This is a genomic window from Gloeobacter kilaueensis JS1 (genome assembly GCF_000484535.1).
GTDB classification, from domain to species: Bacteria; Cyanobacteriota; Cyanobacteriia; order Gloeobacterales; family Gloeobacteraceae; genus Gloeobacter; species Gloeobacter kilaueensis.
The window spans coordinates 2,577,044-2,589,851 of sequence record NC_022600.1; the positions used below are offsets into that span (position 1 = coordinate 2,577,044).

The following is a 12,808-nucleotide window of genomic DNA, read 5'->3' on the forward strand; positions in this document are numbered from 1 at the left end:
AGCCTAAAAAACGCTACCCTATTTTATCGTCGGGCATCGTACGGGGTAGCCTGTGGCACAGACGTATCATTATCTGGCGGCGAGCGAGCGCTTTTTGCACGAGCACATCGTCGAAGAAGTGCTCGAAGAGCGCCGCCGCGACTACCTGGCGCGGAATAAGCCCATCGACTTCTGGCTGGTGCGCGCCCCCGCTTTTCTAGAAGCACTGGGCGAGCACCGCTGCCCGCTCCCGGCGGCGGCAATCGTCTCGACGGACGGAGCCTTTATTCTCTGGTTGAAGCACCGGCTGCAGTACGTGCTGATGGGCAGCTTCGAGGCACCGAGTCCCGCCATCCCCGACCCGCTCGCCACCAGCGCCACCGTAAGATGAGACGCCGCCGGTATCTGGATCGTATGGTCCTGGCGCTTTTGGCTCTGGCAGTTTCCTCTGGCACCTGCCAGGCCGCCCAACCTTACCGGGACTTGATCTTGGGCTTTCAGTTCGTACCGCCGCCGGGCTGGGAGTTGGGCGAAGTGCGGGGCAAATTGGGCGAGGTGGCGCTCGTCTATCCGGCGGTGCGCGGCGCGGTGATTTTGCTGACCGTCAGGGCGAACGCCCGCCAGAAAGACGACGGCAAACCGGCCACCCCAGCCCAGCTCGTCGAGATTGGCCGCCTCTATCAGCAGCGCCTTGAGCGGGGCCAGTTGGGCAATACCTATAGAACGTTTCGTCTGCTTGACAGCGCCCCCGGCTACATGGGCAACTTCAACACCGCCGAGCTATTGTTTCGGGCCCAGCCGGCCCGCCGTTCCCTTACGGAGGGCCGCATCTTCGTCACCGTCGGAGGCGACATGGGCCGGTTGGTGACGATTTTGCTGGTCACTCCCGAACCCCTGTTCGCCCGGCTCAAGCCCGCCGTGGACGCAATTGCCCGCTCGTTCGCGCTGCTTTAACGCCGGTACTCGTCGCCGCAGTCGCCGATGATCCGAAACAGATCCTGCGAGCGCTGGAGGACGACGGCGATGCGCGTGCGATCGCCGCTGTCGAGGCTGAAACCGGCGGTGCGGGCATTGTCCTGCCAGTGATCGGCGAGGCCCAGGCGTGCTCCGACGATCACCCCGGCCACCGCCGGGCGGTCAAGGATATAGCGCGTCGCCACGTTCGCGATCTGAACTTTGTGTTTGTCGGCGATAAATTTGAGCACCCGCAACAGTTCTTGAAACAATCGCCAGCCGCCCCACAGATCGACCATCTGCTTGTACTTGCGCAAACTCGCGGTCGTGAGCTGGTCAGCCCTGGGTTCCGGCTGCTCAAGGTACTTTTCGCTGAGCAACCCTCCGAGCAAGGTGCCGTAGGCGAGCAACCTGACGCCGTTCGCCTCGCACAGCCGCACCATCTCGACTTCGGGCCGCCGGTCGATAAGCGAGTACTGCACCTGATTGGAGACGATCCGCACACCGGTCTTGAGGATAATTTCCAGCCGCCGGGTGTCGAAGTTGGTGAGGGCGAGGTGGCGGATCCGGCCTTCTCGCTGCAACTCGGCCAGGTGAGCGAGGGCTTCGAGATAGCTCAAATCGGCGTAGTCCCACCAGTGAAACTGCAACAGATCGAGAACCGGTGTGTCCATGCGCCTGAGGGAGACACCGATGGCCTGCTCCACGAGAGAGCGCGGCATCGGCCCTGGCCTTGGCACCCACTTGGTGAGGGCTTGAAGATTGGCGAGGGCTTCCGGGCCGCGCTCGGCTTTCAGGCGGCGGCGAAATTCGCCGATAAAATCTTCAGCCGGGCCGTAGTGATCCGCCAGATCGAAGGTTGTAAAGCCCGCGTCAAAGTACCGGCCCATCGACTCAAGCGCTGCCTGGGGCCGAATCGGGCCGTGGGCACCGCTCACCTGCCACAGGCCGGTCAAAATCCGGCAGATATTCAATCCGGGGGCAAGCTCCAGCCGCTCCGGTCCAGGTGGGTTCTCGGAAGCTGGAGGCGGCGCTTTTGCCTGGCTCACGGGCACTCTTCTCGCAACGAATACAGGCATTTTATCGCGCCCCCCTGCCCCGGCAAAGTAAGCCAGATCCGGCTGGGCTTCTCGCCAAAACCAGCTAAAAACAGGGTTCTGAGCTACTGGAGCAACCTACAAATTTTGCGGACGTATCCGGGCATCGGGTAGGAGGGCCACTGCTCCGGCAAGGCCCAGATCTGGGGACGATGGGCGAACATCTCCGGCAATGTTGGAGGGTCAATCCAGCGCGCCCGCAGGACAAGGGCGTTCAAGATCCGGTGGGTAAATTCGTGTTCTACCCGTCCGGGAGAATCGAGCAGTTGCAGTCGCTCACCAAAGATGGACCGGATCAAGGCTTCGGGTTCTGCGCCTGCGGGCCAGTCTAGAAGCGGAAATTCCCAGAGCCCGGCAAGCAGCCCCCCCTCGGGCCGCTGCAGAAGCCAGTACTGGCCCTGATGCTCGATCGGAACGCTTATTGTGCGCAGGATTCGTCGCTCGGTGCGGGTAGCCCTCACAGGAAGGCGGGCCGGATCGCCCGTGTGCCGTCCGGCACAATCGGCCTGCCAGGGACAGAGCAGGCATCGGGGCGTGCGCGGCAGGCAGACGGTAGCCCCCAGATCCATCAGCGCCTGGTTGAAGTCGCGGGGAAAATCGGGGTCGATGAGGGTGGCAGAAAAGTGCCAGAGTTTTGCCTCCGCCTGCCGATGAGGGTCGGCGACAGCAAAAAGCCGGCTCAGGACGCGGCGGACGTTGGCATCGAGGATGGCCTCGCACTGATCGAAGGCGCTGCTTAAGATCGCGGCGGCAGTGGAGCGACCGATGCCGGGCAATGCCTGCACCTGGGCAAGGGTGCGCGGAAAGGAACCGCCGTGCTGGGCTTGAATCTGCTGCGCCGCTTTTTGCAGGTTGTGCGCCCGCGCATAGTAACCCAGGCCCTCCCAGAGCTTGAGCACTGCGCCCGGCTCGGCTCGGGCAAGGCTTGCGATCGTGGGTAGGGTAGTGAGCCAGCGTTCGTAGTAGGGCAGAACGGTTTTTACCTGGGTCTGCTGGAGCATGATCTCAGACACCCAGATTGCATAGGGATCGCGGGTTTTGCGCCAGGGCAAATCGCGCCCGGACTGCCCGTACCAGGCTAGAAGTTGACGGCGCAACCGGCGCATCTGCTCGTCGAGGAGGACCACCGAAAAATCGTTTCTCCAGACTTTTGACTGCTCCATCATCGAACGAACGCCGCCGAATGTTTTCAGGCGGTCGTGCGGCGGGCGGTCGTGAGCGGCAGGGCGTACAGTTCGGCGGCGCGCACCCGCCACAGTTCGTCTGAGATCAACCGCTCGCGGCCCGTGGCCACCAGCACCATCAACTGGGCCACCTCGTTGTCGAGGGCGTAGCCGCGCCGGACGGTCGCAGCAAAGTCGGCGACCGGTGGCCACTGCCTCGCCCCAGGCAGGTTGTAGCCTTCGGCGCGCAACAGCGAGAGCTTGAGCCGACAGGCCAGCAGCGTCGCCTGCTCCTCCAGACGCAGCGCCTGACGAACAGCGACGGGAGAGCGACCGGAAAGCTTGCGAGAAGGAGCCATGACAGATAAATTATGGTCGTTTGTCCATATTATAGGGTCAAATGGGACGTTTGTCCAGTGCGCGAGCGGGCACAGGCAAAAAACCATTCTTCAAAGCGACCGCCGAGGGCGGAAAGGGAGTAGTGGGCTTCGACGTGGGCGCGGCAGCGGGCGCGGTCGATCGCGGGCAGGCGGGCAATCGCGGCGACGAGAGCTTGCACGTCGTCGGGGGGGACGAGGTAGCCGGTGAGGCCATCTATGACCGTTTCCGCCGGGCCGCCGCGCTCGTAGGCGATTACCGGCACACCGCAGGCCATCGCCTCGATGGCGACGTTGCCAAAAGCTTCGATCCACTTGGGAGTAAAGAGCATCCCGCTCGCCGTGCGCAGGATGCGCTGCATGGCGTCGGTATCAAAAAAGCCCCGGTAGTGGACCTCAGCTTGCGGGTAGCGGGAGCGGACCTGCTCGAAGTAGGCGCTATCCTGCATTCGGCCCAGAAGGTGCAGCGGCAGACCACTTACCGCCGCTGCCGCCACTGCGTCTTCCAATCCTTTTTCGGGGGCGATCCGGCCCACCCAGGCAAGCCAGGGCTCGGGCTCGGCGCAAAATTCGTACTCCGCCGGGTCGAGACCAAAGGGCAGGATGGTGAGCTTAGAAGCGAGCGGTCCGAAAGTTTGGGCCTGGCTTTTTGTGTAGACGGCGATCGTGCCGGGAAAGGCGGCGAGCACCCGAGCCATCTCCTCGTCGATGCTGTCGAGCAGCGAGCCCATCGTGATCATGTGGGCCAAGGGAGTCCGAAAAAAAGGAGTCAGATAAAGGGGCAGCCAGTCGTAGCACCAGTTGAAGATCAAGTCATAGTCGTCCTGGCGGGCGCGGGCGGCCTCGAAGAGGTTGGCCAGCGTCGAAGGCTGGGGTAAGACGACCGGGCTGGTGCGACCCGTGTGCTGGGCGGAGCCAGGGGGCAGACCGGCAGGAGCGGCTACCAGGGGGATCTCGCCGGTGCGGCTCCCTTCGGGGGCGATAAGATGCACCAGATGGCCGCGACGGGTGAGTTCGCGGGCGAGGGTGAGGACGTTGAACTCGACACCCCCGGCGGTGCCTGTGCCGAGGGGGCCGAGGGCGGAGGAGACGAACAACAGGCGCAGCATGGGCAGGGGATCTCTAAAGAAGTTCTCCCAGAATTGAAATCTGGGCGCTCAGCCGCTCGCCAGGTGGAACGTGCTGGAGATGATCGCCGGTATTGAGGGCGTTGCGGGGAGCCATCCAGGGTTCCAGGCAGAAAAAGGGCTTGCCCTGGAGCGTCCAGAAGACCAAGTAGGCGAACAGCGGATCGTACTCCAGAGTGAGCCGGTAGCCGTCGGCGGGACTGGTGACGGTCGCCCGCTGGCCGTTCACGTCCGTAAAGATCCAATCGACGGCGGGCGCGTCCAATGGAAAAACGCCCTGCCAGCGATCGGCATTGCCGCTCACCTGATCGACGTAGTGCCGGGCGGGTAGGGCAAACTGCAACTTTGATTTGTCACTGCAGGCAAAGTACGGATGGAACCCGGCGTACATCGGCATCGGGTAGTCCGAGAGGTTGGCGTACTCCTGGCGGATAGTAAGTTCGTTGCCGCGCAACAGATAGTGAAAGCGCAGCTCGAAGGGGAAGGGATAGTGCTCAAGCGTCGCTTCGGAACTGGTGAGCACCAGGGTGAGCCCGGCAGCGCCCACGGTCGATTCTTCGATCACCTGCCACTCCAGCAATCGGGCCAGACCGTGCTGTTTGAGGGTGTAAGTTCGGCCCAGCGCCGTGTAGCTGTCGCCCGCCAGGTTGGCACAGATTGGAAAAAGTACCGGGATACCGCCGCGCACCGAGCGGGCCGGATCGCTAAACGTCTCGTAATCGAGGTAGAGCAGATCGTGCCCCGCCAGCCGAAAGCCCGTCACCATCCCGCCCCGGCCAGGGGCAATCTCGACAGCTGCGTGCGTTTCGGTATCGACGAGGCGGCAGCTCGCAAAAGGACCGATCTCGCGCTCGATATGAAACATTGTCTACTCCAGCTTTGGTAGCAGCTCGCGCAGCAAAATCTCCGACGCTTCGGCGGGATCGACGCAGGTGTGCCGGGCCTTGGAAGGCATAATCACCAGATTCGGCCCCTGCTTGCAGCGCTTCATGCAGCCGGTGGTCTCGACGGTGACTTTATCTTGCAACTCGTAGCGCTCGACGGTTTCTTTGAGCTGAGCAATTAACTGGCGGGCTCCCCGCTTGCAACAATCAGAACTCTTGCAGACCAGGACGCGGGTGGTGGGTGAAGCGGGGCCGCTCTGCGGCTGTACGGGTTCCAGTTCCGGTAGAGTCGGCGGAAGCGATTGTGCTCCTGCCAGAGCCGCTGCCTTCAGATGCAGAATCACCGTCGCCTTGAGGTAATAGTCGCCGTCGTCGTCTATCTTGAGCTTGCCGCGCACCTGGACGCGATCGCCGGGGGCGATGGTGCGGGTGAGCCGGTAGGACCACTCTTTGGGAAATTTGACAGTGAGCGCCCCCTCGGGTGTCGCCAGTCGGCAGCGGTTGATGAGCCCGTGTTTGCCCGCCACAAAAGCGAGCACCTCCCCCTCCAGTGTCCGGACTTCGCCCATGCGCTTCTTCCTCTGGTTCCTCTTCAAAGTAACATTGCGATCCAATCGCTGGTCGGGGGGCAGCCTGCCGGTACAATAGGAGGCTAGTGAACCCACTATCGAGATTCGCTCCTATGGTCGCGCTTCGCCATCAACTGCGTCAGGCTTTCGGTCAGCTCCAGGACAACCCCGTCGGCCTTGAGCGCAGCATCACAGAACCCGTCACCGAGGGACTCAATCACCTGCTGGCGAGCTTCTACACGCTCTATCACCAGTATCAAAAGCACCACTGGGTCGTCGAGGGCACCGAGTTTGGCGAGCTGCACCAGACTTTCGACGACTACGCCGGTGACACTCGCGGTTACGCCGAGGAGTTGGGCGAGCGCATCGACGGCCTGGGAGCGGTGCCGGTGAGCCGTCCGGCCCGCCTGCAGGAGATGTCCTGCTTCCAGCCCGAAGATGACGGCGTCTTCGACTGCCGGACGATGCTCGTCAACGACCTCGCAGCGGAGCAGTCGATCATCCGGCTGTTGCGCCAGCAGATCGCGACCGCCGGAAGCCTGGGCGACTATGCCACCGAGCACTACCTCAAGCAGGTGCTCCTGGGCACCGAGGAGCGGGCCTTTCACCTCTCCCACTACCTGGCCGACGACAGCCTGGTGCTCGATCTCGACTTACCAACCAACGGCAACCGCTGAGCTTCGCAGCCGCTTCATCTTCTCTTCAAGGGGCCTTCATAATCGCCCTTCTGCCCAGCGTTAGGCTGCGATCGGGAAAGAATGTGCTTTCCTGCCAGCGGCTTCCCCCCTCGTGCGCGTACTCCCGCACTGCTGGCACATTCGCTGTGTTTGCTTGCAGAGGCGGCGTTTCCCTCCGGTTGCCGCCTCTTTCGTTTCGGCACCACTGGACAGGAAGAGAACCTCCGTCGGGCTTTTTTGGGGTGTCGGGATGGGAGCTGCAACCGAAAATCAAAGGGTATTACTGCTATTCGCCCGGCAGCCATTTCAGGCGCTATCCAGTGATTAAAGTTCAGCAGCCGAGTACTCCGATTGTTGAGATTGGCCTAAAAAATTATCAAACATAGCCATCGTCAAAAGCAGGCAAGAATTGCCCCTGGCAGTACCCCAGACCTGCCCCAGATTCTGGATCGCCAAAAGGCGACGTGATACCCGGTTGCAGTTTATCTGCGCGAAAATAACCCTTCCTGCTCGCCCTCATCCCCTCCTCGCCCTTACCTATCCCGCCTGCAGCCCAGTTACAGTGAACCCCCCTCTTTTCTCCTCGCCCCGGCGGGGGCAGGAGAGAGGAGGGGGGCAGGGGGGTGGAGAGAGGTGGGGGAAAAGCCCCCTTAAACTCCCAGCTGTTTGCAGATCAACCGCGAACTCAAAACCACGAAAGTATTGATTGCATTGGTATGAGCCCATTTATTGGCGGACGCGAGACCTGGTAGCCATCTCTCGACGCCTCTGCCCGCCAAACCTTGCAACAAGCATCAAAATCGCCATGCTCACTGCACCACCACCGGCTATCGGCTCCGGGGTGGCTTGCACGCCACTCAGCGCAATCGTGTAGGGCAGTTCCACCAGCGGTTGTTGAGCCACAAGCTGTGGAGCATATCCTGCCAGTGGACCGGCATCCGGGTTCGCCTCGATGATGCCCGGATGGAACTCCGCAGGGGCTGGCGGCTGCGGGAAGATCAATGTACGGCTCGCATCAACTGGCAACACAGGAGGAGCCGAGACCGAGACACCCAGATAGTAAAGCCCCGCCGCCAGGTTGCTCGCACTGAGGGTGGACTGCTTCACGGTGCTATCTGCATCGTCGTTGAAGATGATGCCATTGCCCTGGGCATCGTAAAGATAGAGTTGGGTATCGAAGTTCGCTCCGCCAACGGTGGAAGCGCTGAACGCCCCGCCTGTCAGCTCTATCTCGAACAGATCTATCGAGTCTGTAAACTCATACGGCACGAACCCGCTCTCGACATTGCCACTGATGAACTGCAGCGGCGTACCGTCCATGGCCGTGTCACTGACCGCCTGGGCGCTGGTGGGTAGGCTCCCGGCATCGCCTGATTCGGCATAGGTAAAAGCATGTGCCTGACTGCCCACACCGAGCAAGGCAGTAACGAGCACCAAGGACCAGGATATACGCAGTATCGAACGGTTCATTGCCCACTGTAAAGTCTGTACGTTACTCTACCACATCCGTTGCCAACTTCAGGGCGGGTAAAAGCGAACAGTATATTGACGGCTGAGCCGGTCCGATTGCCAGAAGCGCAACCACTTGCAAAGCGTAGAAGTAAAGTTGATGGTGCAGAGGCACGAACTACCAGCAGCTATTGCCGGTTCTTACAGTTATCAAAGCCGCCTGATGAGGAGGTTTCAGGCTCTTCCAGCTAAGCGCGTTGCGCATCTGGTGGGCTTCTTAGAGCACACCGGCGGCGCGCAGGCGGGCGTTGGCCCGCTCCTGGGCGGTTTTTGCCTGCAACAGTTCGCTCTTGTCCTGGCTGGTGGCAAGGGTCTGCTCGGCGCGGGCGAGGGCGGTGCGGGCGCGCTCGACATCGATGTTGCTGCCCAGTTCGGCGGCGTTGACCAGGACGCTCACCTCGTTGTTATCGACTTCGGCGAAGCCCCCGAGTACGGCGATCGGGATGAACGTGCCCTGCTTGCGCACCCGCATCACCCCGTTGCCGAGGCCAGTCAAAAGCGGCGCGTGGTTGGTGAGGATGCCCAATTGCCCGGTCAGACTGGGCAGGATCACCTCGTCTACCTGCTCGTCGTAGACCACCTTGTCGGGGGCGACCACCTTGATACTGAGAACCATGACACTCCCTCTTCAATCGTTATAAAGTCAACTGCTGCGGCGACTGCTCGACAAGTCGGGCCAGATCTTGCAGGAACTTTGCCCCGTCCGCCCCGTAGAAGACGCGGTGATCGCCTGAGAGGTTGACCTGCATCTGCTTTTTAATCGCGATGTGCCCTTCGCCCGTGACGACCACCGTCGGCTTAGAAGCGCCGATGGCGAGAATCGCACTGGTGCCGGGGGGCACCACCGCATCGAAGCGATCGACGCCGAACATGCCCAGGTTGGAGAGGGTAAAGTTGCCTGTGGTGTATTCTTCGGGCTGCAACTTTTTGGTGCGGGCGCGCTCGACCAGCTCCTTCCACTCGCGCGAGAGGGTGTAGAGGTCCTTGCTCTCGGCGCTGCGCAGGACGGGGGTGATAAGCCCGCCTTCTTCCATCGCCACCGCCACTGCGACGTTGATCGCTGCATTTTTGCGCAGGCCCGCCTCCGTGTAGGTGGCGTTGACGAGCGGGTGCTTGAGGAGCGTCAGGGCAATCGCCTTGACCAGCAGCGTCGTCATCGTCACGCCCTTTGTCTTGACGCTCTTGTAGAGATCGTCGAGGGCGTCGGTGGCAATCGTGTAGCCGACTCTAAAAGTCGGGATGGCAAGGGACGCCTCCATGTTGCGGATCACCGCGCTCTGCAGGGCGCTGAAGGCGACCGGCCCGGCGGCAGTCGCCGGCGCTACTGGTGGAGTGACCGGAGGAGGGGGAGCCGCTCCGGCAACGGGCGGGGAGGCTGTCCGTCCGGCGGCAGCCCGCGTCACATCCTCGCCCACGATCCGGCCATTGGGACCACTGCCCGCAATGCCCGCCAGGTCGATGCCCAACTCCCCCGCCAGCCGGCGGGCGTTGGGAGAAGCGACGATCCGATTGCCGCCGTTGGGGGAGCTGCTCGTTACCTGCACTGCAATCGGGAGAGGGAGGGGAGGGGGAGCCGGTTCGCTTTTTGGCGCACTTACCGCCGGGGCCACCGCCGCCGCACTGCCGCCCGGAGAACGCTTTTTGGCTTCTGCCACCTCTGCTTCGGTCTCAGCAATCAGGGCGATCACCGTATGAACCGGGGCGCTCTCGCCGTCACCAACCAGGATGTTCGCCAGGATACCCGCGTCGAAGGACTCGACTTCCATCTCCGCTTTGTCCGACTCGACGATGAGCAAAATGTCGTCGCGCTCGATCGTCTCGCCTTCCCGCTTGCGCCAGGTAACGATCTTGCCCTCGGTCATCGTCGAGGAGAGCGCCGGCATGGTGACTTCTTTCATTGCTTATCTGCGTAACAAATCAGAACAAATACTATCACCCTCCGCAGATCCAGGCCGCCACTCCCGGCGGAGCAGCGGCCCAGGTGTACGGGAGCCCGTCGATCAAGACTGGCTTTCGGCCTTGATCTTCTTGGCCTTCTCGACCACTTCGTCGAGGTCGCCCACCAGGTAGAACGCCTGCTCGGGCAGATCGTCGAATTCGCCTTCGAGCACGCGCTTGAAGCCGCTGATCGTCTTGTCGAGGGTGACGTACTTGCCGGGGGAGCCGGTGAAGATTTCGGCGACGAAGAACGGCTGGGAGAGGAACTTTTGCAGTTTGCGGGCGCGGTTGACGACGGTCTTGTCCTCGGGGGAGAGTTCGTCGAGGCCAAGGATGGCGATGATGTCCTGCAGATCTTTATAGCGCTGCAGGGTGGCCTGCACGCCGCGCGCGACGTTGTAGTGCTCTTCTCCTACGATGTCGGGCTGCAGCATCGTCGAAGTCGATCCCAGGGGGTCCACCGCCGGGTAGATACCCAGGGAGGCGAGCTGGCGCGAGAGCACCGTCGTCGCGTCGAGGTGGGCGAAGGTGGTGGCCGGAGCCGGGTCGGTGAGGTCGTCCGCCGGGACGTAGACCGCCTGCACCGAGGTGATCGAGCCTTCGGTGGTCGAGGTGATCCGCTCCTGCAGATCGCCCATCTCGGTGGAGAGCGTCGGCTGGTAGCCTACCGCCGAGGGCATCCGGCCCAACAGCGCCGACACTTCGGAACCCGCCTGCACGAAGCGGAAGATGTTGTCGATAAACAGGAGCACGTCCTGCTTGCTCACGTCGCGGAAGTACTCCGCCATCGTGAGGGCAGTCAGGCCCACCCGCATCCGCGCTCCTGGCGGCTCGTTCATCTGGCCGTAGACCAGGGCGACCTGGCTGAGCACCTTCGATTCTTTAAATTCGTTGTACAGGTCGTTGCCCTCGCGGGTGCGCTCGCCCACCCCGCCAAAGACCGACACCCCGGAGTGCTGCTTGGCAATGTTGTTGATCAGCTCTTGAATGAGCACGGTCTTGCCCACCCCGGCTCCGCCAAATAGACCGATCTTGCCGCCCTTGCGGTAGGGAGCGAGCAGGTCGATGACCTTGATGCCCGTCTCGAAAATCTCGGGCTTGGTGGTGAGGTCGATGAACTTGGGCGAGGGGCGGTGGATCGGGAACTTTTCGGTGGTCTCGACTGCCGCTCCCTCATCGACCGGCTCACCCAGGACGTTGAAGATCCGGCCCAGGGTCGGCTTGCCCACCGGCACCGAAATTGGCGCTCCGGTGTCGATTACCTTCATGCCCCGCACCAGACCATCGGTCGTGCTCATCGACACCGCCCGTACTTTTTTGTCGCCCAGCAGTTGCTGCACCTCGCAGGTGAGGCGGATTTGCTGACCGGAGTCGGTTTTGCCGTCGATGAGAAGAGCGTTGTAGATGGCGGGCAGTTCGCCCTGCGGAAATTCTGCGTCAACTACCGGGCCGATGACCTGGGTGACGTAACCTTCGTTTACAGCCGTCGTTGTTACCATGGCGCGCCGTCAAGATACCTGGCAGTCAATTTAGCATAATTTGTAACAATCACCGCGCCAGACTCCCGGTAAGCCAAGCTAGATGTGTAGACGGCTCGATTTGCCTGAGTGCCGCCATGCCCTTTACTGCCACCGACACGACTGCCAAAAAAGTTCAGGCTGTGCTCTGGCTCACCCTGGTGGGCAACCTGCTGGTCCTGGTGATCAAAGCCGTACTGGGTTTTATGTCCGGTTCGCTGAGTCTGCTGTCTGACGCGCTCCATTCGCTTACCGACTCCGGCAGCAATCTGGTTGGCCTCTGGGCAATGGCCAACGCCTCGCCCACCCCCGATCGCGAGCATCCCTACGGCCACCAAAAATTCGAGACGATCGGTGCCCTCGCCATCGTCGCCTTTCTGGTCTTTGCCTGCATCGAGATTCTCAAAAATGCCGTCGAGCGCATCGGTTCCGGCACCTCCCCGGTGGCGGTGACCGGCTGGACGCTCGTCGGAATGATCGCCGTGCTGGCGGTCAATCTGGCGACGACGCTTTACGAGCGCCGCCAGGGCGAAATTTTAAATAGCGAGGTGCTGCGCGCCGACGCCGAGCACACCCTGAGCGATGTCTGGGTGAGTGTGCTGGTGCTGGTGGGGCTGGTGGGCACCTGGCTGGGCTGGCGCTGGCTCGACATGGTGCTGGCCTTTCCCGTCGCCGCTGTGGTGTTATTCAGCGCCTGGCGGGTACTGCGGCGCAACCTGCCCCTGCTCGTAGACGAGCGTGCCCTCGATGTCCAGGCGATCGTAGATGTTGCTTGTCGGGTGGCGGGGGTGGTGAGTTGCCACGACGTCGCCTCGCGGGGCGCACCGGGTCGGGGGCTTTTTATCGAGATGCACATGATCGTCGAACCGGAGACGATTGTCGAAGCCCACCGGATCACCGATGCGGTCGAGGCAGCCCTTGCCGAAGCTTTTGGCCCGGTGCGGGTGACGATTCACCTCGAACCGGCGGTGGTCTTGAACGATCCCGAGCACCACCGCCACCTACCGGAGAACTGAA

The 12,808-nt window shown here is 62.1% G+C and carries 14 protein-coding genes; 4 read left to right on the forward strand and 10 right to left on the reverse strand.

The features are described 5' to 3' along the window. Positions 1 to 52: 52 nt before the first annotated feature. Positions 53 to 370, forward strand: coding sequence for an MgPME-cyclase complex family protein (locus GKIL_RS11860; protein WP_023173862.1), 318 nt, complete (start codon positions 53 to 55; stop codon positions 368 to 370). A gap of 23 nt (positions 371 to 393) precedes the next feature. Then, the gene (locus GKIL_RS11865) at positions 394 to 933 is read left to right on the forward strand and encodes a hypothetical protein (RefSeq protein ID WP_041243918.1); all 540 of its coding nucleotides are present in this window, start codon (positions 394 to 396) and stop codon (positions 931 to 933) included. Here the strand turns inward: GKIL_RS11865 and GKIL_RS11870 are convergent. The 6 genes from GKIL_RS11870 to GKIL_RS11895 all read right to left on the reverse strand — a co-directional run bounded on the left by GKIL_RS11870 (position 930) and on the right by GKIL_RS11895 (position 6,150). Continuing rightward, positions 930 to 1,982 (reverse strand): aldo/keto reductase, encoded by a 1,053-nt coding sequence (locus GKIL_RS11870; protein ID WP_023173864.1) that lies wholly within the window; start codon positions 1,980 to 1,982, stop codon positions 930 to 932. The two genes, GKIL_RS11865 and GKIL_RS11870, sit on opposite strands and share 4 nt — an antisense overlap. A 113-nt stretch (positions 1,983 to 2,095) precedes the next feature. Then, a complete protein-coding gene (gene mutY, locus GKIL_RS11875) occupies positions 2,096 to 3,196 on the reverse strand; it encodes an A/G-specific adenine glycosylase (RefSeq protein ID WP_023173865.1) in 1,101 nt (366 codons plus the stop codon). A gap of 23 nt (positions 3,197 to 3,219) precedes the next feature. Continuing rightward, a complete protein-coding gene (locus tag GKIL_RS11880; protein ID WP_023173866.1) occupies positions 3,220 to 3,552 on the reverse strand; it encodes a hypothetical protein in 333 nt (110 codons plus the stop codon). Positions 3,553 to 3,581: 29 nt separating this feature from the next. Continuing rightward, entirely contained in the window at positions 3,582 to 4,679 is a 1,098-nt protein-coding gene (locus GKIL_RS11885; protein WP_023173867.1) for a glycosyltransferase family 4 protein, read from the reverse strand. Positions 4,680 to 4,692: 13 nt separating this feature from the next. Next, positions 4,693 to 5,562, reverse strand: a complete 870-nt coding sequence (locus GKIL_RS11890; RefSeq protein ID WP_023173868.1) for an aldose epimerase family protein — start codon at positions 5,560 to 5,562, stop codon at positions 4,693 to 4,695. 3 nt (positions 5,563 to 5,565) lie between these two features. After that, positions 5,566 to 6,150: a (2Fe-2S) ferredoxin domain-containing protein gene (locus tag GKIL_RS11895; RefSeq protein WP_023173869.1), complete on the reverse strand. Its 585-nt coding sequence runs from the start codon at positions 6,148 to 6,150 to the stop codon at positions 5,566 to 5,568. A gap of 113 nt (positions 6,151 to 6,263) precedes the next feature. On the opposite strand from GKIL_RS11895, the gene dpsA reads away from it, so the two are divergent. Further along, positions 6,264 to 6,827, forward strand: coding sequence for a DNA starvation/stationary phase protection protein DpsA (gene dpsA, locus GKIL_RS11900; protein ID WP_023173870.1), 564 nt, complete (start codon positions 6,264 to 6,266; stop codon positions 6,825 to 6,827). Positions 6,828 to 7,553: 726 nt separating this feature from the next. On the opposite strand, the gene GKIL_RS11905 is transcribed toward dpsA, so the two are convergent. From GKIL_RS11905 to atpD, 4 genes are all read right to left on the reverse strand, one after another. After that, positions 7,554 to 8,297 (reverse strand): DVUA0089 family protein, encoded by a 744-nt coding sequence (locus GKIL_RS11905; RefSeq protein ID WP_023173871.1) that lies wholly within the window; start codon positions 8,295 to 8,297, stop codon positions 7,554 to 7,556. Between the two features lie 256 nt (positions 8,298 to 8,553). Beyond that, positions 8,554 to 8,952, reverse strand: coding sequence for a F0F1 ATP synthase subunit epsilon (locus tag GKIL_RS11910; protein WP_023173872.1), 399 nt, complete (start codon positions 8,950 to 8,952; stop codon positions 8,554 to 8,556). Positions 8,953 to 8,971: 19 nt separating this feature from the next. Continuing rightward, complete coding sequence (locus GKIL_RS11915) at positions 8,972 to 10,234, reverse strand: dihydrolipoamide acetyltransferase family protein (protein ID WP_041243919.1); 1,263 nt, start codon at positions 10,232 to 10,234, stop codon at positions 8,972 to 8,974. A 102-nt stretch (positions 10,235 to 10,336) separates the two neighbouring features. Beyond that, positions 10,337 to 11,773 carry a F0F1 ATP synthase subunit beta gene (gene atpD / locus GKIL_RS11920; RefSeq protein WP_023173875.1) on the reverse strand — a complete coding sequence of 479 codons (1,437 nt, stop codon included), beginning with the start codon at positions 11,771 to 11,773 and terminating at the stop codon, positions 10,337 to 10,339. A gap of 116 nt (positions 11,774 to 11,889) precedes the next feature. Here atpD and GKIL_RS11925 point away from each other — a divergent pair, with 116 nt between their 5' ends. Then, positions 11,890 to 12,807, forward strand: a complete 918-nt coding sequence (locus GKIL_RS11925; protein WP_023173876.1) for a cation diffusion facilitator family transporter — start codon at positions 11,890 to 11,892, stop codon at positions 12,805 to 12,807. Position 12,808: the final 1 nt, after the last annotated feature.

What these genes read in the sequence shown, in the direction of transcription:
- GKIL_RS11915 (WP_041243919.1), bottom strand. Translation starts at nt 10,234, where the DNA reads ATGAAAGAAGTCACCATGCCGGCGCTCTCCTCGACGATGACCGAGGGC.
- GKIL_RS11895 (WP_023173869.1), bottom strand. Translation starts at nt 6,150, where the DNA reads ATGGGCGAAGTCCGGACACTGGAGGGGGAGGTGCTCGCTTTTGTGGCG.
- GKIL_RS11905 (WP_023173871.1), bottom strand. Translation starts at nt 8,297, where the DNA reads ATGAACCGTTCGATACTGCGTATATCCTGGTCCTTGGTGCTCGTTACT.
- mutY (WP_023173865.1), bottom strand. Translation starts at nt 3,196, where the DNA reads ATGATGGAGCAGTCAAAAGTCTGGAGAAACGATTTTTCGGTGGTCCTC.
- GKIL_RS11865 (WP_041243918.1), top strand. Translation starts at nt 394, where the DNA reads ATGGTCCTGGCGCTTTTGGCTCTGGCAGTTTCCTCTGGCACCTGCCAG.
- GKIL_RS11885 (WP_023173867.1), bottom strand. Translation starts at nt 4,679, where the DNA reads ATGCTGCGCCTGTTGTTCGTCTCCTCCGCCCTCGGCCCCCTCGGCACA.
- GKIL_RS11910 (WP_023173872.1), bottom strand. Translation starts at nt 8,952, where the DNA reads ATGGTTCTCAGTATCAAGGTGGTCGCCCCCGACAAGGTGGTCTACGAC.
- dpsA (WP_023173870.1), top strand. Translation starts at nt 6,264, where the DNA reads ATGGTCGCGCTTCGCCATCAACTGCGTCAGGCTTTCGGTCAGCTCCAG.
- GKIL_RS11890 (WP_023173868.1), bottom strand. Translation starts at nt 5,562, where the DNA reads ATGTTTCATATCGAGCGCGAGATCGGTCCTTTTGCGAGCTGCCGCCTC.
- GKIL_RS11880 (WP_023173866.1), bottom strand. Translation starts at nt 3,552, where the DNA reads ATGGCTCCTTCTCGCAAGCTTTCCGGTCGCTCTCCCGTCGCTGTTCGT.
- atpD (WP_023173875.1), bottom strand. Translation starts at nt 11,773, where the DNA reads ATGGTAACAACGACGGCTGTAAACGAAGGTTACGTCACCCAGGTCATC.
- GKIL_RS11925 (WP_023173876.1), top strand. Translation starts at nt 11,890, where the DNA reads ATGCCCTTTACTGCCACCGACACGACTGCCAAAAAAGTTCAGGCTGTG.